Below are 24,620 nucleotides of genomic sequence, written 5' to 3'. Positions count from 1 at the left end.
GTGTCCTCCTATAAAATTAATTAATAATCATTATCGTTTGATACAATAGAAGTTATTATGCTTGCAGTTTCTTCTATTGCTTTTGCTGAAACATTTATTATGGGGCATCTAAGTTTTGTAAAAAGTTGATGCGCATAGTCCAGTTCGGATAAAATTCTATCCATGTTAGCATATGTAGAATTTGATTTCATACCCATATCTTTTAATCTTTCAATACGTATAGTATTGAGTTTTTCAGGATCATTTGTAAGACCTATTATTTTCTTAGATGATATTTGAAATAATTCTTTTGGTGGAGCTACTTCAGGTACTAAAGGTATGTTTGCTACTTTGTAATTTCTGTATGCAAGATACATGCTAAGAGGTGTTTTAGAAGTTCTTGATATACCTAATAGAACTATATCTGCTTTTAGTATTCCACGAGGGTCTTTACCATCGTCATATTTAACAGCAAATTCAACAGACTCTACTTTTTCAAAGTATTCATCATTGAGCTTTCTGTTAAGTCCAACTTCTCGTTTAGGTTCGGATTTTGATAAATAAGCTAGAACTTTAATGATAGGGCCTAACGCATCAATAGCAACAACATTTCTCTTTGCAGATTGAGAAGCAAGATATTCTCTACTCTCTGACTTTACAAGCGTATAAACAATCATACTATTGTGTGTAGAAGCTTTATCAATAATTTCGTCAAATTGATATTTTTCAGATACGAAAGAGTATTTGTGTATTTCACCAATTAAATATTGGTCGAACTGTATGCTAGCAGCTTTTGCAAGCAGTTCAGCTGTTTCTCCAATTGAATCTGATAGTACATATATATGTGTTTTCTCTGTCAATAATACCACCTCTTAATATATAATATAACATAAAAGCCAAATATACTACATATAATATAACATAAATAATAAAAAGTACAGTATTTTTTTATAAAAAATATAATAATAATTTTGACATATGTATTTAAACATTATATAATAAAGAAAGCTTAAAAAAAAGCACTATTTGTATATAGTGCTGTATTATTGTGAGGAACTAATGGAAAAATATTTAGATAATATAAATTCACCTGAAGATATAAAAAAATTAAGTAATGACAAGCTAAATGCATTATGTTTAGAACTTAGAGATTTTTTAGTTGATAATGTATCAAAAACTGGTGGACACATTGCTTCTAATTTGGGAGTTGTAGAATTAACAGTTGCTTTGCATTACGCCTTTAATTGTCCAATGGATAAAATTGTTTGGGATGTTGGTCATCAATCCTATGTACATAAAATATTTACTGGTAGAAAAAACGAGATGTCAACGTTGAGACAATATAAAGGGTTGAGTGGTTTTCCAAAGAGAGATGAGAGTATATATGATGTATTTGATACAGGTCATAGCAGTACATCAATATCTGCTGCTATAGGTATTGCACGAGCAAGAGATTTAAAAAGTGAAAAATATGAGGTTGTTGCTGTTATTGGAGATGGAGCCTTGACCGGAGGGATGGCCTTTGAGGCGCTAAATGATGCAGGAAGAAGCAATACGAAGTTAATTGTTATATTAAATGACAATGAAATGTCCATATCACCTAATGTAGGTGGTCTATCAACATATTTAGGTAAAATAAGAACAGAGCCAAGGTATATTTCTACTAAGAAAGATGTTGAAAAAATTATTGACCATATACCGTTTGGATCAAAAGGTATAAAAAAATTTATAAAAAGAACTAAAGATGGTATAAAAAAAATGGTCGTTACAACAGGGATGCTTTTTGAAGAACTTGGATTTACTTATATGGGGCCTATAGATGGTCATAATATAGATGAATTAATAGAAGTATTTAATAAATCAAAAAATATTAATGGACCATTATTAATACATGTTAAAACAATTAAAGGTAAAGGTTATAAATTTGCAGAGGAGAGACCTAATGACTTTCATGGTGTTTCAGCTTTTAATATTGAAACAGGAAAAAGTTTAAATAAGTCGTCTATTCCCTCGTGTTCTGATGTATTTGGTAATAAACTTTGCGAAATTGCAGAAAAAGATAAAAGTGTAGTTGCAATAACTGCTGCAATGACAGATGGCACAGGACTTAAAAATTTTTCTAAAAAATTTCCTAAGAGATTATTTGATGTTGGAATTGCAGAACAACATGCTGTAACTATGGCTGCTGGATTAGCAGCTAATGGAGTTATTCCTGTAGTAACATTATATTCATCTTTCCTTCAAAGAGCATATGACCAAGTTATACATGATGTGGCCATGCAAAATTTACATGTTGTTTTTGCAATTGATAGGGCTGGTATAGTTGGAAATGATGGTGAAACTCATCAAGGTGTGTTTGATTCAGCATTTTTATGTCAAATACCTAATATAGCGGTTATGGTTCCTACTGATTACAGAGAGCTTGAAAACATGTTAGAGTATGCAATAAAATTACACAACGGACCTATTTGTATTAGATATCCAAGAGGAAGTTTTAAGTCTGAAATAGATAGTAGTGATACAATGGTTCAATTAGGAAGAGGTACTATAGTTAAAGAAGGTAGCGATTTAACTATAATTGCAAGTGGTAAAATGGTTAAAATAGCAATTGATGTAAGGGATATTTTGAAAGATAAAAGCATTGATTCTGAAATAATTAATTTGAGATTCCTAAAACCTCTAGACGAAGAGTTAATATTAAAATCTGCTTTAAAAACGAAAAAGGTTGTAATTATTGATGAAACTGTTAAAGATGGTTCGGTTGCATTGAGAATTGATGCATTGTTTCCTAACAATATTCAGGTTTTGTTTAAGACGTTGCCTGACAAATTTATTAAACAAGGGTCTATTGATGAATTATTAAAGGAAAATGACTTGAATGCTGAATCAATTGCCTTTGATATAAAAAATAAATTATTTTGATGTATTTAAGTCTGCTTGTAATGAGCAGACTTTGTATTTTATATATATGTAGATTAAATATAATATAAGCGTATATTTTTTATAAAATTTGCAAAATAAATGATAAAATATGTTATTTGCTATTGATATTTTAAGGAATATACCTTAATATTAATATATAGTCGATAAATTTATAAATTAATAATAAACATAAATAATATAGTTATCTTACTTAAAATATAATAGATATAATATAGGAAGGGGATTTGATTTTATGAACAAATTAGAAATAATAATTGGTGATAAAAAATACAATGTAAGAACTGATGAAAGTCCCGAATATGTAAAAAAGATTGAAGAAATACTAAATGAACAAATAAATACTCTATCAAATTCTAATAAAAGATTTAATGACATAGATAAGCTTATTTTAACTTCATTTTTAATAGCAGATAAGTTCATGAAATCAACAAATGAAATTCAAGAACTAAAAAATGAAGTATATAATGAAATGTCATTGTTGAGAGAACAAACACAAAGTGCTATAAAGGAAAAAGAACAGGCAAAGGAAAATTTAAATTCTGCAATTCAAGAAAGAGAAAAATATAGAGAAAAATTACTCGCTAAAGATAATGATAGAGAATATTTAAATTCTCAAATATCGAAAAATCAAGATAAAGTAAATGAACAAGAACAACAACTATTAAAAAGTGAAATGTTAATTAATGAACTAAAGAATAAAAATGAAGAGCTTAATGAAGTATGCGATAATCTTACAAAAGAAAGAGAAAATTTCACTAAAGAGCTAAGTTTCATGAATAACACTAAAAGTAGCTTAAATGGTAGAATTTCTAAACTTCAATTAAGATTAAATGAAAAAGAAAAACAAGTAAATGATTTTGAAAATACAATTAGAGGCTTAAAGAAAACCAATGAAGATCTCTTGCTTAAAATAGACCACTTAAATGAAGAAATTCAAAAAAACAACATAACACTACAATCAAAGGAAAAAGATATAGAATATTTAAAAAACAAAATTAATTTGGTTCAACAAAAACTCAATGAAAAAGATGAAACTTTATTGTCTAAAGATAAGCTTGTAAGCGAGATTAAAAGTAATTATGAAGAAATGAGATCCAAATATGATGATGTTAATGATGAAAAAGAAAAATATCTTGAAGAGTTATTGATGATTAATAGCGATAAAGAAAGTTTAAATAACAAAATAAATGAAATTCAAGAAAAATTAAATAGAAAAGATACTGAAAACTATCAAAATATGTTGGAAATTGATGAGTTAAAGAAGGAAAATAAGGAACTTTTAGAACTTCTAGAAAAAGAAACTTCTGTTTGATGATGTGGTTTTTGTAGATGAAAAATAAGGAGAAAAAATGGTAGAACAAAAACAAAAAAAAGTTGAACTTTTAGCACCGGCAGGTAGCATTGAATCATTTTATGCAGCTGTTAACAGTGGAGCTGATGCAGTATATTTGGGTGGTAAGAATTTCAATGCGAGACAAAACTCTCAAAATTTCGATGATGATGAAATGATGGATATTATTAGATATGCACATAATAAAAATGTTAAAGTATATGTTACTTTGAATACTGTATTAAAGGATACTGAAATTCTGGAAGCACTTAACTATGCTGTTTTTTTGTATGAAAATGATGTAGATGCAGTTATTGTTCAGGACTTAGGACTTTTATTTTTAATTAGAAAACATATACCTGATTTAGCAGTAAATATTAGCACACAATCGACTGTATATGATGAGTATGGAGTTAAATTTTATGATAGATATAAAGTTAATAAAATCATAATGGCAAGGGAATTGTCATTAGGGCAAATACGTGAAGCCGTTAAAAACACTAATACGGATTTAGAAGTTTTTATACATGGAGCTTTGTGTGCTTGCTATTCTGGACAATGTTATATGAGCAGCTTTTTAGGAGGCAGAAGCGGAAATAGAGGAAAATGTGCGCAACCGTGTAGACTTAACTACAGCTTTCTTGATAAAGAAAGTAATTCTTTAGTAGAAGAATTAGATGTATTGCCAGTTCTTAGTATGAAAGATTTTAAAGCTGGAGAATCTATATGTGAATTAATAGATGCTGGAGTAAAGACATTTAAAATTGAAGGAAGAATGAAAGGACCGGAATATACTGCCGTAGTGGTAGAATACTATAGGAATATTATAGATAACTATTTAAGTGATAAAAAAGAAAATATAGATGAACTTGAAAAAAAGGCTATTTCAACATTTAGCAGAGGATATACAAATGGGTATATTAAGCCTAGTCCAGATGATGAAATGTTTGCAAGAACAAGCTCAGGTGTTAAAGGCGATGATATAGGAGATATAGTCGAAGAAATTAGAGATAGAACAGAGGAGTTTTCTCAATTTAGGAGAAATGACATTAATTTTGAAATAACCCTTAAAGTTGGGGAAAAGGCAGTACTTTTTGCAACTGATGGAACTAATGAAATAACAATTAAAAGTAAAGAACTTTGTGAAACAAGTCAAAAAAATCCAGTTACAGATGAATTGGTTAATGAACAGCTTGGAAAACTTGGTAGCACAATATATAAATTAGGCAACTTGAAAATCACATTAGAAGATGGTGTGTTTTTAAGAAAAAGCACACTAAATCAAATGAGAAGAGATGCAACAGAGTATTTGTTTGAAGAGGGAGCATATTTTTATAATAGGCTAGATATAGGTGAAATTACACATGAAGCAATTTTTGATTTTGGTAAAACTAAACCAAAAACAAAGCCAAAGATTAGTTTAAAGATTAATAGTAACGAAGAAATTAACTTAGTTGATAAAGTAAAGGTTAAAAGAGTTTACGTGCCATATAATTTAGATTTGGAAGTTGTTCGTAAAATTGATGGTGTAGAAAAGTATCTTTGGATACCTAATATAGTATCAAAATCAGAGTATAATTTGTTTAAAAAGAATATTTCCTTATATGAAGAATTATTTGATGGCGTATGTGTAAATAATGTAGGAACTTTGCACTTTTTCAAGCAGAAAAGCAAATTAAAAATACATTGTGGTAGTTCATTTAATGTAATTAATACATTTGCGGTAGAATTGTTAAAAGACAAAAGCGTAGATGGATTTACATTTTCAGTAGAGGCAAATATAAAGGATATGGAAAGTGTTGTGGGTAATTTAGATGCTAATATGAAGTCTGAAATTATTACATATGCTTATACGCAGCTGATGGTCATGAAGAATTGTCCTATGTCGTTAGTTAAAAATTGTAAAAATGTTGAGGATTGTGAAAAATGTAGCTTTAAAGATAAATATGCCTTAAAAGACAGGAAAGGTGTATACTTTAATATTGAAAGAGAAAGAAGACTTACACATATATATAATAGTGTTCCGTTAACATTAATAGGAAAAACTACAGATTTTATTAGAAGTGGAATAGAATATTATTTTATTGATAGTAAATGGGAAGATAATATTGAAGAAATAATAGATGCAGTATATTGTGAACTAAATGGTGTTCAATCGTATGATGTTCTCATTGAAAATAACTTTACAAGAGGGCATTATTTGAAAAACATACTATAATAAAATAACGCGAGTAGGAAAATGTAAAATTTAATTCTTCCTACTAAAATTTTGGAAATTGTAACTTCAATTAATAAAACAATGGCACACATACGCTTCGCTAAATGTGCCAAAACTGTTTTATTAATTTCGTACAATTTCACAAAATATGCGCAAAGTCAGAATGAAATTCTACATTTTCTGACCTGTGGTTATTGTAAGGTATGATTTCATGTCTGCGTCTTTATTGTTCGAAATGGAAAGGAATTTATAATGAAACAGAAATCTAAAGTAGTTTTAGAATTTAATAAAATTATAGAAAGTGTTGAGAGTTTTGCAGAAACAGAAACTGGAAAAAAAGAAGTTAGAAAACTCGATATATCATCAGATATAGAGAGAGTTAACTATTTGCAAAATCAAACTAAAGAAGCTTTATCCATCATTATTGAAAAGGGTAGTCCACCTCTTGGAGGTATCTCTGATGTTAGGGATTATGTTAAAAGAGGAGCAGTTGGTGGTATTATATCTCAAAGAGGACTTTTAAATTGTGCTGATACACTAAGAGCTGCTAGGTTGATGAAAAATTATGTACTTCTTAATAATAAAGAAGAAAGAAAATATGAAATATTAGAAGAATTATGTCAAACTATCTATTCAAATAAAGATATAGAAGATAAAATCTATTCAATAATAATAAGCGAAGAAGAAATAGCTGACGATGCTAGCTCAGAATTAAAGAGAATAAGAAGGGCAATACAAATTAAGAATTCAGCAATTAAAAACAAAATAAACTCAATTGTAAATTCTTCTACAACTCAGAAATATTTACAGGAAAGCATTGTAACTATGAGAAATGATAGATATGTTGTTCCTGTTAAAAAAGAGTACAGGTCAATGATTAAAGGTATAATGCATGATCAATCATCAACTGGTTCAACTATATATATTGAGCCAATAGCTATAGTTGAGATGAACAATGAAGTTTCTAATCTTAAGATTGAGGAAAAAAAAGAAGTTGAAAGAATACTTCTTGAACTAAGTTTGATGATAGGTGATATTGAACGTGAAATGATTGATAATCAGCAATTATTAACACAATTAGATTTCATTTTTGCTAAAGGTAAGTATGCCATAAGTATAAATGCAATTGAGCCTAAAATAAATGATAAAGGTTATATAAGAATAAAAAATGGAAGACATCCGCTAATTGATTCAAATGTTGTAGTGCCAATTAACGTATGGCTTGGCGATGAATTTACTACACTAATTATCACTGGACCAAATACTGGAGGAAAAACTGTTGCTATTAAAACAATTGGATTGTTTTCATTAATGGGTATGTCAGGACTCCATATACCTGCCGAATATGGTACAGAAATATCATTATTTAGTGGAGTTTTTGCAGATATAGGTGACGAACAAAGTATAGAGCAAAGTTTAAGTACATTTTCATCTCATATGACTAATATCGTTAAAATAATGAAAGAAGTAGATGACAAATCATTGGTTTTGTTTGATGAACTTGGAGCAGGAACGGATCCTACAGAAGGAGCAGCACTTGCTATTTCAATTCTGGATAAACTTCATGACAGAAAAATAATTACTGCAGCTACAACTCATTATAGTGAATTAAAGCTGCATGCATTAACGACAGATGGTGTTTGTAATGGAAGTGTTGAATTTAATGTTGAAACATTAAGTCCAACGTATAAGCTATTAATTGGGGTTCCAGGAAAATCTAATGCATTTGAAATATCAAAGAAACTTGGACTAGATGAGTCAATAATTCAAAAAGCTAAAAGCACAATTGAAACAGAAAAAGTTGAATTCGAGGATGCCTTAAATCAAATTGAAAAGAACAGAATATATATTGAAGAAAAAAAATCTGAAATAGATCGACTTTCTTCAGAAAGTCAGAAAAAACATGCAGATTTTATAGCAAAAGAAAGAAAAGCGCTTGAAAAAAGCGAAAAACTTATAAATGAAGCTAATTATGAAGCAAGAAAAATTGTTGAGCAAACTAAAAGAGAAACAGCTGAAATAATTAAAGAACTTAAAAAACTTAACTTAGAGATGAATAAAGATAAAAGTCGTAGAGTTAATGAATTAAGACAAAATTTAAACAATAAAACCAAAGTACTTGAGGAAAATCCATATACTGAGCAAATATTTGAAGAAGAAACTTATGATACTACTACACCTCTTAAAAAAGGTGATGCTGTAAATGTCAAAAGTTTAAATCAAAAGGGCTATGTTCTTTCTGATGAAGATGATTCTCAAAATGTTATGGTTCAAATAGGAATAATGAAAACAAAAGTAAAGAAATCAGATCTGATAAAAATTAAATCTGATGATGAAAAAAATTATAATGCAAAAACCTCTAGAATAATAAAATTAAAAACTACATCTATTAGTAGTACAATTGATGTAAGGGGAGAAAACCTCGAAGAAGCCCTAATGGAAATAGATAAATATTTAGATGATGCATTTATGTCAAATTTAAATGAAATTCAAATTATTCATGGTAAAGGAATGGGAATTCTAAGAGAAGGCATTACCCAATTTCTTAAAAAGAATAAGCATGTCAAGGATTTTAGGCTAGGGAATTTCAATGAAGGCGGAGATGGAGTAACAATAGTAACATTCAAATAGATATATCATACTAAAAAAACATAATAGTGAGTTATGTTTTTTTTATGCTAAATTTTACAGTATAAATAAAGTATAAATGTATTTGTATTCAGTAAAATTTAGTGTATAATATATTAGAATTAAAGCTGGTGTGATTATAATGGTTAAAAAAATATAACATTTATTATACAAATATGATAATAAGTTATTTTGGAGGAATAAATGAAATTTTATAAAGACAAATTATTTTTGAAGTCTATGTTATCAATAGCTATTCCCATATCGCTGCAAAATTTAATTACATCATCATTAAATATGGTTGATACTTTAATGACGAGTAGCTTAGGACAATCAAGCATTGCAGCAGTTGGTTTGGCAAATCAAATTTTCTTTTTTTACATATTAATAATTTTTGGAATAAGTACAGGTTCGTCTGTATTTATATCTCAATACTGGGGTAAAAAAGATATATATAACATTAGAAAAGTATTAGGATTAGCAATATTTATTAGTACTTTGGTAGGAATTATATTCACTATGTCGGCTGTATTTTTCCCAGAATTTTTAATGAAGATTTTTATAAACATTCCTGAAACAGTGCGGTTAGGGAGTGAATATCTTAGGATAGTAGCATTTTCATATATAATTACTGCCATTAGTTTTGTAATTAGTATAGGGCTAAGAAGCACTGGAAACGCTAATATACCTTTAAAGATATCAATTGTTTCTTTCAGTTCGAATACAATTTTTAATTATATATTTATGTTTGGTAAATTAGGATTACCAGCCTTGGGAGTAAAGGGGGCTGCAATAGGTACTTTATTAGCAAGGATAATAGAGATTTCATTATTATTATACGCTGTATATTCATCTAGAGGGCCTCTAGCAGGTACTGTAAAGGAATTATTTGGTTGGAATAAAGAGTTTGTGAATAAGTATTTAAAAACTACTTCGCCAGTAATTCTTAACGAGGGATTTTGGGCATTAGGTCAAGTTATGTATTCTATAGCTTACGCAAAGATTGGAGAAGAAGCAACGGCAGCTATACAAGTAGTTACTACAATTCAAAATGTTTTTTTTGTAATTTTTAGAGGATTGGCTAATTCAAGCAGCGTAATGATAGGTAATAAGATAGGGCAAGGCGAAGAAAAAGAAGCATATGACTATGCAATTAATTTTCTAATTATTTCAAGTTTGTTGGGTATTATATTTGGATTTATAATGATAGTATCTTCAGATTTAACATTAAAACTTTTTAGAAATTTAGATATAGGATTACAGGATACCGCTAAAAGTATTATGTTAGTAATGGGATTAGTCTTCTTTATAAAAACATTTAATGCAACAGTTATTGTTGGTGTTTTAAGAGGAGGGGGAGATACTACCTTTTCCATGTTTCTAGAAATAGGTTCTGTATGGCTAATAGGAGTACCTATGGCATTTGTTGGAGCGCTTATATTGAAATTACCTGTATACTTTGTAGTCGCTTTAGTAAGTGTAGAGGAAATAGTAAAAGCTATAATTTCAATTCCTAGAGTTATGTCAAAAAAATGGATAAAAAATGTTACATAAATTTAGGGCAGTCGGAACACAATAATGTGCCGACTCCGCCCTCAAAAATTATTATCCAGCTAGCGTTTTCCGGTAGCTATAATGTATTATATGCTTGTATTAGTTCCATGTTACTAACATGGAGATTTTTATTTGAAAAATATAAATAAATTTAGTAAGCACTTATAAAAATTATTAAAAAATGGCAGGATTAATGTGAGATTAAGTAGGTAAGGAAGAATTATGAGCTGATTTTTCGAATCATTTAGCTTAAATTTGCATAGAGTGGGTATATAATATTATATAATAAGATATTATAGGAGGTTTTATGCGTGTAGTTATTATAGGTGCTGTAGCTGCGGGAACATCAGCTGCTACAGAAATAAGAAGAAACAATAAGGAAGCGGAAATTATTATTTACGAAAAAGATAAATATATCTCATATGCTGGATGTGGTATGCCATATTACATAAGCAATGAAATTAGTGATTTAGATGAATTAGTTCCAAGAGATGCTGAATATTTTAAGAACAAAAATAATATTGAGATTTTTGTAGAGCATGAAGTTTTATCAATAAATTCTTATGATAAGTTCATTACTGTAAGAAATATGGTGACTGATGAAATTACACAAGATAAATATGACAAACTAGTTATTGCAACTGGAGCAACTTCAACTGTACCACAAATAAAGGGATCTGAAAGAAACAATGTTTTTGTTTTAAGGAACATTAATGATATGAGCAGAATAAAAACTTTTATAGAAAGGGAAGTTCCTAAAAAAGCTGTTGTTATTGGGGGTGGCTTTATAGGACTTGAAATGAGTGAAAGTTTTAATAATCTTGGTATGGACGTAACACTTATTGCTAGGTCTACAATTTCTAAAGGTATTGATAAAGATATGACCGTCTATATTGAAAATTATCTAAATGAAAATGGAGTAACTGTTTATACCGATACTAATACTATTGAAATAAATGAAAAAGGGGTTATTATAGAAGATGGAAGTTTAATTGAAGCAGAAATTGTACTTTTGGCTACAGGGATAAAACCAAATGTTGAGTTAGCTAAACAATCAGGAGTTAAACTTGGTATTACTGGTGCTATTAAAGTTGATAAACATATGAAAACAAACGTACATGACATATACAGTTGTGGTGATTGCATTGAATTGTTTAATTCAATAACAGGTAAACCTCTTTATAGACCTTTAGGGTCTACTGCAAATAAAACAGGAACTATTGCAGGAAGTAATATAACTGGTAAAGGTGATGAATTTAAAGGAGTATTGGGAACTGGAATTTATAGAATTTTTGATATGACCGTAGGACAAACGGGATTATCTGAAGAAGAAGCAATAAAACATGGATATGATGTTGTAGTGTCTATTGATAAAAAAATAAGTAAGCCAGGATATATGGGAGGAAAGCCAATTGTTATAAAGGCGGTAGGAGACAAAAAAACTGGCAAACTACTAGGAGCTCAAATAATTGGATATGAAGGTGTTGATAAGAGATTAGATGTTCTTGTAACTGCTATTACGCTAAAAGCTAAAGCAGAAGATTTAATCCATCTTGACCTAGCGTACTCTCCACCGTATTCCTTACCAAGAGACCCACTTTATTATACTGGAATTAAATTAAGGTGATGCGCTGGGGACAGTCCCCACCGCATCATTTTTTTGTTCAATATGAAAAATCAATTGTAGCAGAGGCATCAATGCTTATATTTCCTGGTAATATTGGTGTTTCTGATGCAAGCTCACGTCTATATGGTCTTGGGATTGGCAATGAACTATTTTCAACAATACGTGTTGGTATTGGATTTGTGGATAGTCCTAAGTTTCTGGCAATTGATTCTGATTTTTGAATTGCATTCATTATAGCAAGATTGAGTGCTTGTTGATAATAATATTCTTTATTTAATACTTCAAATGAAATTAGATCTACAACATTAGCACCTAAGCTAACAGAAGTATCAATGATTTTACCTACTGATTCTAAATTGTTAGTTCTTATTTCAAGGATATTTCGTACTGAATATCCCCTATCTATTTGTTTACCATCCTCATAATCATATATTTTATTTATGGTGTATTGTGAGGTTTTTACATCAGAAATTCCCATTCTTTGAAGAGCTTGAATAATTGATTGTGTTGTTTTTGCGTTTTCGGATTGAATAGTTACTAAATTTTCTCCATTAGTTTGAACACCTAAGTGGATAACAGCTGTATCAGGAACTAAAGTAACTTGACCCTGCCCTGTTAAAGTCATTGTTTTATGTAAATTGTTGTCGTGATAATAATTATTCATTGATTTCACCTTTCTTATATAATATTTACATCATTATATGTAGTGTGTTAAGAAACTGTAACTTAAATATTTTAAATAGAAGTTGTATAAACAGTAGCATTATTGTTTCTTTATTAAATTTTTTATATATTCATATCTTTTAATAGTTAATTAAACTATAAATGTGATATAATTATAATGCTTACAGCAAATGAACTTAGGAGAATTAATTATGTATAATATTATGATTGTAGAAGATGATATCACAATTGCAAAAGCAATAAATGATTATTTAAACAAATGGAATTACAATGTTATTTATGCTACTGATTTTAAAAATATAACAGAACAGGTAATTAAATTTGAACCGCATCTTATTTTGCTTGATATAATGCTACCATACTTTAATGGTTTTCATTGGTGCAGTGAAATACGAAAAGTGTCTAAAGTTCCTGTTGTTTTTATATCTTCAGCTAATGATAATATGAATATTGTTATGGCTATGAATATGGGCGGAGATGATTTTATTGCAAAACCATTTGATTTGAATGTTTTAAATGCTAAAGTTGGAGCACTTATAAGACGTACTTATTCATTTCACTCACAAATTAATGTAATTGAACATAATGGTGTTGTTCTAAATCTTAGCGATACAACATTGCATTATAACAATCAAAAAATTGATTTAACAAAAAATGATTATAAAATATTGCAGCTTCTAATGGAAAACTTAGAGAAAGTAGTTTCCCGTGAAGAAATAATGCAACGCCTTTGGGAAAGTGATAATTTCATTGATGACAATACTTTGACAGTTAATATGACACGTTTGCGAAAAAAGCTTACTGAATCTGGACTAAATAATTTTATTACAACTAAAAAGGGTCTTGGGTATATGGTGGAATGAGATGAATGATTTTATAAATGTTTTAAATTCATATATAAAACGAAATATTTTAATGGTGACAGTAGTACTAATATCGTTTGGGATTTTTTTATTAGTTTTTTCATTGTACATATTACCTTTAGAGGCTGTTGTTTATTCAATTTTGTTGACAAGTGTTTTTATTTTACTAGTTGGTATTGTTGATTTTATTAATTTTTACAAAAAACATTTGATACTTGATAAATTGAAAAATAGTATAACTATTTCTGATTTTGTATTTGCTAATTCAAAAGATTTGATTGAAAAAGACTATCAAGAATTAATTAGTATTATTGATAAAAAAAGAGCTGAAATTATAAGTGATAAGGATAATGCTTATAATGATATGTTAGATTATTATACTATTTGGGCACATCAAATTAAAACGCCTATTGCTGCTATGAGGCTACTTTTACAATCGGAACAATCTAACACAAATATTGAACTTTTAGAGCAGCTTTTTAAGGTAGAGCAGTATGTTGAAATGGTATTGCAATATTTAAGAATGGAGAATATGCATTCTGATTTATTGATTAAAAGATACTTGCTTGATGATATTATAAAGCAATCAGTTAGAAAATACTTAAAATTATTTATTCGTAAGAAAATCAAGTTAAGTTATGAAGAATTAAATTATAAGGTGTTAACTGATGAAAAATGGTTTGGGTTCGTTATAGAACAAATATTATCAAATTCGCTTAAATATACAAATGAAGGTGAAATATTAATATATATGGATAAAAATATGCCTGAAACACTAGTTATTGAAGATACAGGAATTGGGATTGAAAAAGAAGATTTACCTAGAATATCCGAAAGAGGATTCACCGGATATAATGGCAGGTTATATAAAAAATCTACCGGAATTGGATTGTATCTTTGTAAAAGAATTTTAAATAACTTGTCTCATACTATTACTATTGAATCTCAGGTTGGAAAGGGTACTAAAGTTAAAATTGGACTTGATGTTACTGATATTAGAGTAGAATAATTTAACCTTACTAAAATGTAAGATTTGTAGATAAAATGTAAGCCAAAGTTATGGTAAGTCATTTTCTCTTTTGTTACTATATGAACATAAAGAAAATATTGGAGGAAATAATTATGCCACTTTTAGAAGTTAACAATTTAAGAAAAATTTATACAACGCGTTTTGGTGGAAATCCTGTTCAAGCGCTTTCCAACGTTTCATTTTCAATTGAAAAAGGTGAATATATTGCAATTATGGGTGAATCTGGTTCTGGAAAAACAACATTGCTTAATATTCTTGCAGCTCTTGATAAACCTACAGGCGGTGAAATTCTTTTAAATGGAAATAATATTTCTTTAATTAATGAAAAAGAAATTTCTGCATTTAGAAGGGATAATCTTGGTTTTGTATTTCAAGATTTTAATTTACTTGATACATTTTCAATACAAGATAATATTTTTCTACCACTTGTTTTAGCAGGAAAGTCATTTGACGAAATGAATGATAAATTAAAACATATTGCTAAAAAGCTTGAAATAAGTGATATTCTACTTAAGTTCCCATATGAAATTTCCGGGGGTCAAAAGCAAAGAACTGCTATTGCAAGAGCACTAATCACAAACCCACAGTTAATTCTTGCTGATGAGCCTACGGGGGCACTTGATTCTCGAGCTACAGAAGGATTGTTAAAGATATTTTCAGAAATTAATGATGAAGGTCAAACAATACTTATGGTTACACATAGTACAAAAGCTGCAAGTCATGCTAAAAGGGTTTTATTTATAAGAGATGGAGAAGTGTTTCATCAGATATATAAAGGCACTAATTCTAATGAAGAAATGTATCAAAAAATTTCTGATACCTTAACTATGATTGCAACAGGTGGTGGAAGAAATGAATAAGTTGTTTTATCCAAAACTTGCAATTAACAATATAAAAAAGAATTCAAAAATGTATATTCCATATATATTAACTTGTATTGGAACAATTATGATGTTTTATAATATGTATTTTTTAGTGTTAGCAAAAGATATAGGGAGTTTAAGTGAAAAGGAAAGCCTAAGAACCCTTCTGTTTTTAGGTACAGTAGTTACAGGTATTTTTTCTGTGATTTTTTTGTTTTATACTAATAGTTTCTTAATTAAAAACAGAAAGAAAGAATTTGGGCTTTTTAATATTTTAGGTATGGAAAAAAAACATGTTGCAAGTATTATGTTTTTTGAAACATTATTTATTTCAATTCTAAGTATTTTGACTGGAATTTTAGCGGGAATTCTTTTTAGTAAACTTATGATATTATTTCTTTTTAGAATCATTAATTTTGAAGTAACATTTGGTTTTGAAATACCAATTAAGGCTGTTTGTTATACGCTTTTGTTGTTTGTTGGTATTTTCACATTAAACCTAGGTTATAATATTTTTCAAGTTTATATTTCTAAGCCAGTTGAATTGTTAAAAGGTAGTAATATAGGTGAAAAAGAACCAAAAACAAAGTGGATTTTAACAATTATTGGTACGATTTGTCTTGGTAGTGGCTACTATATTGCACTAACTACAGAGTCTCCAATAGCAGCTATTAACATTTTTTTTGTCGCTGTTGTTTTAGTAATGATAGGTACTTATTGCTTGTTCACAGCAGGCAGTGTAGCAGTTTTAAAGGTGCTTCGCAATAATAAAAAATATTATTATAAGTCTAAACATTTTATTTCTGTTTCTGGTATGATTTATCGTATGAAACAAAATGCAGTAGGTCTTTCAAATATATGCATTTTATCAACTGCTGTAATAATTATGATTTCTACTACAATTTCTATGTATATTGGAATGGAAGACGTATTACGAACTCGTTACCCTAGAAATATTATTGTTGAAGATACAGATATTTCAGATGAACAAGCAGTACAATTAGATAATATAATTGAAAAGCAAACATCAATGTTAGATGTTAATATTATGAATGTAAGTAGGTATCGTTCTATAAGCATTGCTGCAATGCAAAATGATGATTCTAACTTTATTAGTGCTGAATCCTCTTCTTATATATCTAAAAACATGTCAATGCTCTTATTTGTTACAATAGATGAATATAATAAGATGGAGAACAAAAACCTATCTTTATCAAGTGATGAAGCGCTGTTATATGTTGCAAGCGGTGATATACCTAGTAATATAATAAGTTTTAATAATTTTAAATTATCAATTAAAGAACGACTTGATAGTCTTTATTCGGAAAAAAGAAATCTTGTAGCATTAACTAATAGTTATTTTGTAGTAGTAGATAGTATAGAGACAATTAATAAAATATATGATGAGTTAATGATTGAAGATGGAGATATGGGAGAGCTTTCATACTATTATGGTTTTGATGTCAATGCAGATAAGGATGTTCAAATACATCTTGTTTCTTCATTGCAAAATGCAATAAATAATAGTGGAATAAATGCTTATGCTGAGGGAGCTGAAAGTTCAAGATCAACTTTTCTTTCTATTTATGGAGGTTTGTTTTTTCTTGGTTTATTCTTAGGATTTTTATTTATTATGGCAACAGTTCTTATTATATATTACAAGCAGATTGCTGAAGGTTATGATGATAAAGAAAGGTTTGAAATTATGCAAAAGGTTGGCATGAGTCATGGTGAAATAAAAAAGTCAATTCAATCTCAGATTTTGACAGTATTCTTTATGCCACTTGTTGCAGCTGTAATTCACTTAGCTTTTGCTTTTAAGGTAATAACTAAATTACTTTTATTGTTAAATCTTTCAAATATACCGTTATTTGCAATATGTGCTGTTATAACCATATTTGTTTTTACTATATTTTATGCAATAGTGTATGCCTTAACTGCAAGAACTTACTACAAGATAGTAAGTTAATTTATTATTGTATTTCCAAAACTTAATTCCATATCATATCTAAAAAATATGATATGGAATTTGCCATTAAAATAAAACTAGAAAACATTAATACTAAATATTGTCAATTTTTATTGATTTTGCTAGTTTGATATAGTAATATATATTAGTCGGTGAGTTTTAGTATTATAAATTATTAAATTGGGAGAGGAAAATGAAAAAAATATTTAAAAAAAAGAAGCTTATAATTACTTTTATACTATTGTTCATTGTGGTAATAGTTTTTATAGGTGTGAAAAAGAAGAATTCAAAAGAAACTTTTACATCTGTAAATTTGATTGAATTAAGTAATAAATCAATTGAGAAAATTATATCTGTGAAATCTACACTAGATGGAATTGAAAAAGCTGAGGTAGTATCCCCTTTAAATTATGAAATCGTAGATATAAAGGTTAAAGAAGGAGATATTGTTTCAAAAGATCAAGTGTTAGCTATATTAGATAGTGAAGAGTTAAAAAAGGATATTATAGAAGCAGAAAACCAGATTGAATTGATGAAACTAGAGCAGCAAGAAAAGCTTAGAACAATGCAAATAGAATATGATAAAAGTATATTACAAATAGAAGAACTTGAAAAAGATTATAATCAAAACAAAGAATTATTAGAAAATGAAATAATAACAGAAGAATCTTTTGAGAAAATTAAAAATAGTCTGTTAGAAGCAAAAAAAGCCATAGAAAGTTATAATGTAGTAAATGGTAAAATTGTATTGCCTTCTGCAGAAGAAAAACGCATGGAAATTCAGAAATACGAGTTAGATCAAAAAAAGGAAAACTTAGAAAAGGTTTATATTAAAAGTCCTATAGATGGAACTGTTACAAGAGTAAATGTTAATTTAGGTAGATATGCAAAAGATACAGAAGATGAAAAAGCAATGTTTGTAGTTGAAAATTTAGATAAACTTCAAATGAAAGTATATATAAGTGAATTTGATATTAATAAAATTAAACCCGAGCAAGATGTAGATATATATTCAGATGTATTGAGCGAAGATTCTGCAAAAGGTATAGTAGCAAGGATCTCACCTACAGCAGAACAAAAAGAAGCTAATTCAATGGAAAGGGTTATACCTGTTTTAATTAATGTAACAGAAAAACCTGCTAACCTAATTGCAGGAGTACTTGCTACTGCCAAAATTAAGGTTGCAAAAGCTGAGAATGTATTTGCAATTCCATCAGGAGCATTAGTTCAAGATGAAAACTCATCATATAAAATATATATCTTAAATGACGACAATTCACTTAAATCTATATCAGTAGAAATTGGACTTGAAACTGATCTTGAAACCGAAATAAAAGGTACGGAATTAACAGAGGGAATGAAAGTTGTAGTTAACCCGGATATTACGTTTACAGAAGGTATGATTGTCACACCTAATGAAAATGAAATGGAATAGCGAAGGTATAATAATGGATAAAATGATAAGCATAAAAAATTTAAATAAAATCTATAAGGCAGGTTCGGTAGAAGTCCACGCCCTAAAGAATGTCAATCTTGAAATAGGTTATGGGGAATTTATAGCAATTATGGGCCATTCTGGCTCAGGTAAATCAACTCTTATGAATATTTTAGGCTGTTTAGATAAACCAACAGACGGACAGTATTTATTAGATGGTATATCAATAAGTAAACAAAATACCGATGAGCTGTCCCTTATTAGAAATAAAAAAATTGGTTTTGTATTTCAAGCATTTAATTTGATACCACGTACAAGTGTGTTTAAAAACGTTGAACTTCCCATGATATACGCTAAAACCAAACCATCTCAAAGGAAGCAGAGGTCATTAGAACTGTTAGGAAAGGTAGGACTTACTGATAGAATTCATCACCTTCCAAATGAGTTGTCTGGTGGACAAAAGCAGAGGGTTGCCATAGCTAGAGCCATGGCAAACAATCCTCCAATTATTTTGGCAGACGAACCTACAGGAAATTTAGATACACAATCTTCTATAGAAATTATGGAACTTTTCACTAATCTTCATAAGGAAGGCAATAGTATTATATTAGTAACACACGAGCCTGATATAGCAGAATATGCAGATAGAGTTATAGTTTTTAAAGATGGTATCATTATTGAAGACAGAAGGAAAGAAGGTGTTCAAAATAATTTGGCTTGAGAATATTAAAATAGCGTTTCAATCTATTTTATCAAATAAAATGCGTTCTTTACTTACTATGTTGGGAATTATTATAGGCATAAGTTCTGTAATAGCAATAGTTTCTATAGGAGACAGCATGAAGGGTGCAATGAATGATATATACAAAGGCATAGGAAAAAATCGTGCTTATTTATATATGTATAGAATGGATGAAGTGAGATCCACAGATTTTTTTTATGATGAAGATTTGGAACTTCTTGAAGAAAGATTTGGTGATAAGTTATCTTACTTATGCCCATCTGAATCAGTACAAAGCGATGTTACTGTAAATAAAAAAACTATTAAGCTTAGTATGGACTGTATCAATGCAGGTTTTGACAAGGTTCAAGATATTAAAATGCTTTACGGAAGAATGATTAATCAAAATGATATAGACAGAAAAAGCAAGTCAGTAGTATTAGAACAAAATGCTGCAGTTAGCTTATTTGGTATAGAAAATGTTATAGGTAAAACTATAAGAGTGAAAATAAATAATAATTTAGAAGATTTGTTAATTATCGGAGTATATAAAAAGGAGCAGTCACCAATATTAGCTCTCCTTCAAGGACCAAGCAGATATGAGGAGAGTTATATACCATATACAATGCCTTATCCAAGCAGCTATGGTTCTAGTGGATTAGATATATTCGTAAATGAAAAATATTCAGTCGATTCTGTTGGAGATGAATTTCTATCATATGTGGCAAATTTAAAACATAGGGAAAAAGAAAATTACATGTTTTATACTGCTCAGGAAGACCAGGCATCAGTAGATGGTGTTTTAGGAGGAATGTCTTTAGCGGTAGCTGCCATAGCAGCAATATCATTACTAGTAGGTGGAATTGGAATTATGAACATCATGCTTGTTTCCGTTACAGAAAGAACTAGGGAGATAGGAATTAAAAAAGCTCTTGGAGCAAGAACCAATGATGTTTTGTTCCAATTTATAATTGAATCTGCTGCTCTTTCTGCCCTTGGAGGAATAGTTGGAACAGCCCTTGGTATAGGATTAGTTATGATTGGAGGGGCAATTATATCCATTCCCATAGTTGTTAACCCTTCTTCCATTATAATTGCAGTTATATTTTCAATGATTATAGGTGTATTTTTTGGCTATTATCCTGCAAAGAAAGCAGCAAAGGCAGATCCAATCGAATCATTAAGGTATGAGTAACTATCTATTTTAGGTATAATTTATTATTATTTAACAAAGCATTTGTAACCAAATTACTAATGCTTTTCAAATTTAGGGGAAGGTTAAATATAAAAATTAATATTTGAGGTCGATTTATGAAAATTAAGAAGAAATATTTTATATTGATTGCAGTTATTATACTAATTATATTTACGTTAGTAAACAAGGATGTCATATTTCAAGAGGGTAATCCACTACCGATTTTCAAAGGAATTATTCAATTAAATGTTTCAAACAATTATGTAAAAATTAATAATAACCCTATTACTTATCTTACAAAATCTAATAATAAGAATGAATTGTTTGGCTTTATTGAGAAAGAAAATAGCGTTAAGTTTATAGAACAATTTGGTTCAGCTTATTTATTTGAGGGTAATGGTAAAAGTATTACTATGACCTCAAAGCAATATACTAAATTTTACAGGGTTTGGTATTACTCAAAAAAAAATATATAAAAATTATCTAAAATAGGGGGAGATTATGAAATTGGAATGTCCATATTGTAACACAGATTTAATAGAAGGATTTATTGATAGTGGAAGGTATTCTTTTAAATGGCACGAAAAAAACATGAACCTTATCGAAAAATTTACAGTATTTGGTGGGGAGGTATTAAGCTCAAGTCCAAAGGTATTATGCTATAGATGTAAAAATTGCAACAAAATTATTATTGATTTAAATGAAATACCGTAATCTTTTTAATTAACTATAACAAACTTAGAATTATTTTAACTTTAATAGTTGAATTTTAATTTTTTTAACTTGTTAATTTGTATAAAATAGTATATAATCTCATCTTTGACAGTTAATTAAAATAGAAATCCATGAAACTCTCTTATACAAAGAGTTTCATGGATTTAATTATATATTAAAAAATGCGTACTTTTTTATTTTTTTGTTAACTTTAAAATTTTTTTCATATCTTTTATTTTTGTAATTTGATAGTCTGTATGAAAACCAAATATTTCATGTAAGTCATCTGTTAAATCAGTCCTAGTATATGTAGGTACATATCCTTCACCTTTTACTTCATAAAGATTCATGTTTTTCAAACACTTTACAATTTCATGACAAGTATATTTTTCACCTAATCTTTTTTCAAGTAGACGGTATATAATTAGTGAAATAAAACATGTAGTAAAATGTGCAATTATTCTGTCATCACGACTTAAATATACTGGTCTTGCTTTAAATTCGCTTTTCATAATTCTAAAGCACTCTTCGATTTCCCATCGTCTTCTGTTGATTTCAGCTATTCGGGAAGCATCATCCTCAAGATTAGTGCATACAGCATAAAACCCATCAAATACTTCTTCTTCTACAATTAAATTTGTATCAATACTTAATAATTCCTTTTCAGCAATTTCACCTTCGGAGGTGCAATGCGTTTTAGTGATAAACCTTTTGTAATCATTAGAATTGCATTTTTTAAGCTTTGTAGGATTTGTGTTAATTACCTTTTTAGCACGTTCAATCTGATTATTGCGAATTAAACGCTGATAGTTTTTGTATTTGATAGAATAAGTAACTATTAACTTTTGTTCCAGTCCATCTTCTTTGATCCAACGTTCTTTGTAAAAAATTTTATCCTTGTACTTTTCTTCATCAAGATTTGAAATATCATAAACTTTATTCTTATCCGATAGATGCCAGTCATTTGTATCTAGGGCCCATTTCTTAAGATGTTTCTTTAATTTCTTGACAGATTGGGTTGTGATAAAAGCTCTTCCTCCAATATTATTAAATTTTCGATTATCAGTAGACGCAAGCCCTGCATCCGTACATACAACAAATTTAGAAACATTAAAATCTGAAAGAATTTGTTCTTCCAAAGGTGTCAAGGTAACCTGTTCATTGGTATTGCCTTTATTTATGCTAAAAGCTAAAGGGATGCCATCCCCATCCATAAAAAGTCCCATTTGAACTATTGGATTAGGTCTGTGTTCTTTTGATACACCATATTTTTTTAATCCGTCTTCCTGCTCAATTTCAAAAAAATAATTTGTACAGTCATAGTAAAGAATACCAGTATTTCTTTTTGAAATTTTCAAACTATTATTATATAGAGAGGATTGAATATAATCTGTTTCTTTAGCAATGATTTCAAGCGCCCTATATATCTGATGCAAATCGAAATTGGGTTGTTCAATAAAGTTTTTAGAAAGTTGATATGTAGCAAGTTTAGAAGAAGGGTAAATAATTCTTCCATAAATTAACCTAGAAAGAATTGAGTTTAAATAAAAACCAAATTTGTAATTCCTTGATATTTCATTGCATATTTTACGTAGCTTAAGATCATGATAAATTTGTTGGAGAAACAAATATCCCGCATTATAAGAATTTTGTTCATCTTTATTTATCTTTTTTATTGGTGAGTATTTCACGACAACATCTAGTGTTGCTTCTTTTTCTTTTTCATTAAGTTCTGCAACATATTGTTTTGCCCATTCAATAGGATCTTGACCTTTTAATTTTTTTTCTAAATCAGCAACTGTACCTAATTTTTCAACCGTTTTTGTATATTCTTTTCCATCTACATATATAGTTTTTATAACATAAAGAGATGTAGAATTTTTTGATTTTGATATTTTTAACCTCATAACAAATCCCTCCAATCCCTTATATTATAACATAACACGCTACCGAACGCAACATAAAAATATAAAATTTGACAAAAAAAATAAAGTCTTTCCAATGACTTTATCGATTTTTTATTCTTCAACTGTCAAAGCCCTGTCACAAATCAATTATAGTAATTATTTACCAACAAAAACAATTATTGACATTAAAGCTTGTTTATGGTATACTCATGATAAAGCATCTACATCAAACGATTATGATGTGCTGGTGTTGACGTAAGGCATAAGTCATAAGAGAGGCCCTCGCTTAACAATTTGTGTTCTTACAAACAAAAAATAAAAGGGAGGAATATACAATGAAGAAAATAATTAGTCTTGTTCTTGGAATAGCTATGTTAGCTTCAATGTCTGTATCGGCATTTGCAGATACTGTCATCATATACCAGGATTCAACAGACAAAGTAAGTACTATTGAGTCGGACGTCAAGTACGTAGGACCGCCTAAAATTGTTCCTTACTATTTGGTAGATATCTACTTGAGTGACAACTATGATGCAGAATTCCTAAATGACGAGGTACATATTACTTTTGATACGTACATCAAGGGAAGTAATCTTGGATTAACTTATACTGCAAAGGGTACCTCAATATCATTTTGGGGAGGAGATGATCCCTATGATATTGATAAAATCACTATGAAAGATACCCTTGCTGCTACTGGTCTCACTGGTTTTAACGGAGATGGATGGGATGGAAGCATAACCACTGGAAAAATAACTTTTACTTCCAAAATTGAAGATCATTGGTACCTTTCTCATGAATATGAGAACATCGAAATGAACGGGCTTATCGTTTATCTTTCTCATACAGTAGACACTACATTCACGTACGGCTCTACAAACAAAACTATCAGTTGTTCAGATGGATCCAGTGCTTGATTGTCGGACTAAATGGAGAGGTCTCAAGAGGAGACCTCTCCTA

19 protein-coding genes are annotated in these 24,620 nt (G+C 29.0%); 16 read left to right on the top strand and 3 right to left on the bottom strand.

Going from position 1 to position 24,620, the window contains the following annotated elements:
• Positions 1-20: 20 nt before the first annotated feature.
• Positions 21-848, bottom strand: coding sequence for a pyruvate, water dikinase regulatory protein (locus J2Z76_RS15345; RefSeq protein WP_425347570.1), 828 nt, complete (start codon positions 846-848; stop codon positions 21-23).
• A 190-nt stretch (positions 849-1,038) separates the two neighbouring features.
• On the opposite strand from J2Z76_RS15345, the gene dxs reads away from it, so the two are divergent.
• The 6 genes from dxs to J2Z76_RS15315 all read left to right on the top strand — a co-directional run bounded on the left by dxs (position 1,039) and on the right by J2Z76_RS15315 (position 12,279).
• Positions 1,039-2,901 carry a 1-deoxy-D-xylulose-5-phosphate synthase gene (gene dxs, locus J2Z76_RS15340; RefSeq protein WP_209512939.1) on the top strand — a complete coding sequence of 621 codons (1,863 nt, stop codon included), beginning with the start codon at positions 1,039-1,041 and terminating at the stop codon, positions 2,899-2,901.
• A gap of 253 nt (positions 2,902-3,154) precedes the next feature.
• Positions 3,155-4,234 (top strand): cell division protein ZapA, encoded by a 1,080-nt coding sequence (locus J2Z76_RS15335; RefSeq protein WP_209512938.1) that lies wholly within the window; start codon positions 3,155-3,157, stop codon positions 4,232-4,234.
• 37 nt (positions 4,235-4,271) lie between these two features.
• Positions 4,272-6,470, top strand: coding sequence for a U32 family peptidase (locus J2Z76_RS15330; RefSeq protein ID WP_209512937.1), 2,199 nt, complete (start codon positions 4,272-4,274; stop codon positions 6,468-6,470).
• Positions 6,471-6,722: 252 nt separating this feature from the next.
• Positions 6,723-9,101, top strand: coding sequence for an endonuclease MutS2 (locus J2Z76_RS15325; protein WP_209512936.1), 2,379 nt, complete (start codon positions 6,723-6,725; stop codon positions 9,099-9,101).
• Between the two features lie 201 nt (positions 9,102-9,302).
• The gene (locus J2Z76_RS15320; RefSeq protein ID WP_209512935.1) at positions 9,303-10,652 is read left to right on the top strand and encodes an MATE family efflux transporter; all 1,350 of its coding nucleotides are present in this window, start codon (positions 9,303-9,305) and stop codon (positions 10,650-10,652) included.
• Between the two features lie 307 nt (positions 10,653-10,959).
• Positions 10,960-12,279 carry an FAD-dependent oxidoreductase gene (locus tag J2Z76_RS15315; protein ID WP_209512934.1) on the top strand — a complete coding sequence of 440 codons (1,320 nt, stop codon included), beginning with the start codon at positions 10,960-10,962 and terminating at the stop codon, positions 12,277-12,279.
• Between the two features lie 37 nt (positions 12,280-12,316).
• On the opposite strand, the gene J2Z76_RS15310 is transcribed toward J2Z76_RS15315, so the two are convergent.
• Positions 12,317-12,943 carry an SIMPL domain-containing protein gene (locus J2Z76_RS15310; RefSeq protein WP_209512933.1) on the bottom strand — a complete coding sequence of 209 codons (627 nt, stop codon included), beginning with the start codon at positions 12,941-12,943 and terminating at the stop codon, positions 12,317-12,319.
• Between the two features lie 211 nt (positions 12,944-13,154).
• Here J2Z76_RS15310 and J2Z76_RS15305 point away from each other — a divergent pair, with 211 nt between their 5' ends.
• From J2Z76_RS15305 to J2Z76_RS15265, 9 genes are all read left to right on the top strand, one after another.
• On the top strand, positions 13,155-13,826 hold the full coding sequence (locus J2Z76_RS15305; RefSeq protein WP_209512932.1) for a response regulator transcription factor: 672 nt from the start codon (positions 13,155-13,157) through the stop codon (positions 13,824-13,826).
• Between the two features lies 1 nt (position 13,827).
• Complete coding sequence (locus J2Z76_RS15300; RefSeq protein ID WP_209512931.1) at positions 13,828-14,835, top strand: sensor histidine kinase; 1,008 nt, start codon at positions 13,828-13,830, stop codon at positions 14,833-14,835.
• Between the two features lie 113 nt (positions 14,836-14,948).
• Complete coding sequence (locus J2Z76_RS15295; protein ID WP_209512930.1) at positions 14,949-15,716, top strand: ABC transporter ATP-binding protein; 768 nt, start codon at positions 14,949-14,951, stop codon at positions 15,714-15,716.
• Positions 15,709-17,688 (top strand): FtsX-like permease family protein, encoded by a 1,980-nt coding sequence (locus J2Z76_RS15290; RefSeq protein ID WP_209512929.1) that lies wholly within the window; start codon positions 15,709-15,711, stop codon positions 17,686-17,688. Before J2Z76_RS15295 ends, J2Z76_RS15290 begins: the two co-directional genes overlap by 8 nt.
• A gap of 193 nt (positions 17,689-17,881) precedes the next feature.
• Entirely contained in the window at positions 17,882-19,123 is a 1,242-nt protein-coding gene (locus J2Z76_RS15285) for an efflux RND transporter periplasmic adaptor subunit (RefSeq protein ID WP_209512928.1), read from the top strand.
• 13 nt (positions 19,124-19,136) lie between these two features.
• On the top strand, positions 19,137-19,844 hold the full coding sequence (locus J2Z76_RS15280) for an ABC transporter ATP-binding protein (protein WP_425347571.1): 708 nt from the start codon (positions 19,137-19,139) through the stop codon (positions 19,842-19,844).
• Positions 19,822-21,039, top strand: coding sequence for an ABC transporter permease (locus tag J2Z76_RS15275; RefSeq protein ID WP_342455058.1), 1,218 nt, complete (start codon positions 19,822-19,824; stop codon positions 21,037-21,039). The genes J2Z76_RS15280 and J2Z76_RS15275 overlap by 23 nt, the downstream gene beginning before the upstream one ends.
• 116 nt (positions 21,040-21,155) lie before the next feature.
• A complete protein-coding gene (locus J2Z76_RS15270; RefSeq protein WP_209512927.1) occupies positions 21,156-21,515 on the top strand; it encodes a hypothetical protein in 360 nt (119 codons plus the stop codon).
• A gap of 25 nt (positions 21,516-21,540) precedes the next feature.
• Positions 21,541-21,753 carry a PF20097 family protein gene (locus tag J2Z76_RS15265; protein WP_209512926.1) on the top strand — a complete coding sequence of 71 codons (213 nt, stop codon included), beginning with the start codon at positions 21,541-21,543 and terminating at the stop codon, positions 21,751-21,753.
• A 194-nt stretch (positions 21,754-21,947) separates the two neighbouring features.
• Here the strand turns inward: J2Z76_RS15265 and J2Z76_RS15260 are convergent, their stop codons facing one another.
• On the bottom strand, positions 21,948-23,660 hold the full coding sequence (locus J2Z76_RS15260) for an IS1634 family transposase (protein ID WP_209512925.1): 1,713 nt from the start codon (positions 23,658-23,660) through the stop codon (positions 21,948-21,950).
• A 335-nt stretch (positions 23,661-23,995) separates the two neighbouring features.
• On the opposite strand from J2Z76_RS15260, the gene J2Z76_RS15255 reads away from it, so the two are divergent.
• Positions 23,996-24,577 carry a hypothetical protein gene (locus J2Z76_RS15255; protein WP_209512924.1) on the top strand — a complete coding sequence of 194 codons (582 nt, stop codon included), beginning with the start codon at positions 23,996-23,998 and terminating at the stop codon, positions 24,575-24,577.
• Positions 24,578-24,620: the final 43 nt, after the last annotated feature.

The organism is Sedimentibacter acidaminivorans (genome assembly GCF_017873955.1).
Classification (GTDB): Bacteria; Bacillota; Clostridia; order Tissierellales; family Sedimentibacteraceae; genus Sedimentibacter; species Sedimentibacter acidaminivorans.
The sequence above is the reverse complement of the archived record's forward strand: the minus strand, read 5'-3'. Positions and strand labels throughout refer to the sequence as shown.

What these genes read in the sequence shown, in the direction of transcription:
- dxs (WP_209512939.1), top strand. Translation starts at nt 1,039, where the DNA reads ATGGAAAAATATTTAGATAATATAAATTCACCTGAAGATATAAAAAAA.
- J2Z76_RS15335 (WP_209512938.1), top strand. Translation starts at nt 3,155, where the DNA reads ATGAACAAATTAGAAATAATAATTGGTGATAAAAAATACAATGTAAGA.
- J2Z76_RS15330 (WP_209512937.1), top strand. Translation starts at nt 4,272, where the DNA reads ATGGTAGAACAAAAACAAAAAAAAGTTGAACTTTTAGCACCGGCAGGT.
- J2Z76_RS15325 (WP_209512936.1), top strand. Translation starts at nt 6,723, where the DNA reads ATGAAACAGAAATCTAAAGTAGTTTTAGAATTTAATAAAATTATAGAA.
- J2Z76_RS15320 (WP_209512935.1), top strand. Translation starts at nt 9,303, where the DNA reads ATGAAATTTTATAAAGACAAATTATTTTTGAAGTCTATGTTATCAATA.
- J2Z76_RS15315 (WP_209512934.1), top strand. Translation starts at nt 10,960, where the DNA reads ATGCGTGTAGTTATTATAGGTGCTGTAGCTGCGGGAACATCAGCTGCT.
- J2Z76_RS15310 (WP_209512933.1), bottom strand. Translation starts at nt 12,943, where the DNA reads ATGAATAATTATTATCACGACAACAATTTACATAAAACAATGACTTTA.
- J2Z76_RS15305 (WP_209512932.1), top strand. Translation starts at nt 13,155, where the DNA reads ATGTATAATATTATGATTGTAGAAGATGATATCACAATTGCAAAAGCA.
- J2Z76_RS15300 (WP_209512931.1), top strand. Translation starts at nt 13,828, where the DNA reads ATGAATGATTTTATAAATGTTTTAAATTCATATATAAAACGAAATATT.
- J2Z76_RS15295 (WP_209512930.1), top strand. Translation starts at nt 14,949, where the DNA reads ATGCCACTTTTAGAAGTTAACAATTTAAGAAAAATTTATACAACGCGT.
- J2Z76_RS15290 (WP_209512929.1), top strand. Translation starts at nt 15,709, where the DNA reads ATGAATAAGTTGTTTTATCCAAAACTTGCAATTAACAATATAAAAAAG.
- J2Z76_RS15285 (WP_209512928.1), top strand. Translation starts at nt 17,882, where the DNA reads ATGAAAAAAATATTTAAAAAAAAGAAGCTTATAATTACTTTTATACTA.
- J2Z76_RS15280 (WP_425347571.1), top strand. Translation starts at nt 19,137, where the DNA reads ATGGATAAAATGATAAGCATAAAAAATTTAAATAAAATCTATAAGGCA.
- J2Z76_RS15270 (WP_209512927.1), top strand. Translation starts at nt 21,156, where the DNA reads ATGAAAATTAAGAAGAAATATTTTATATTGATTGCAGTTATTATACTA.
- J2Z76_RS15265 (WP_209512926.1), top strand. Translation starts at nt 21,541, where the DNA reads ATGAAATTGGAATGTCCATATTGTAACACAGATTTAATAGAAGGATTT.
- J2Z76_RS15260 (WP_209512925.1), bottom strand. Translation starts at nt 23,660, where the DNA reads ATGAGGTTAAAAATATCAAAATCAAAAAATTCTACATCTCTTTATGTT.
- J2Z76_RS15255 (WP_209512924.1), top strand. Translation starts at nt 23,996, where the DNA reads ATGAAGAAAATAATTAGTCTTGTTCTTGGAATAGCTATGTTAGCTTCA.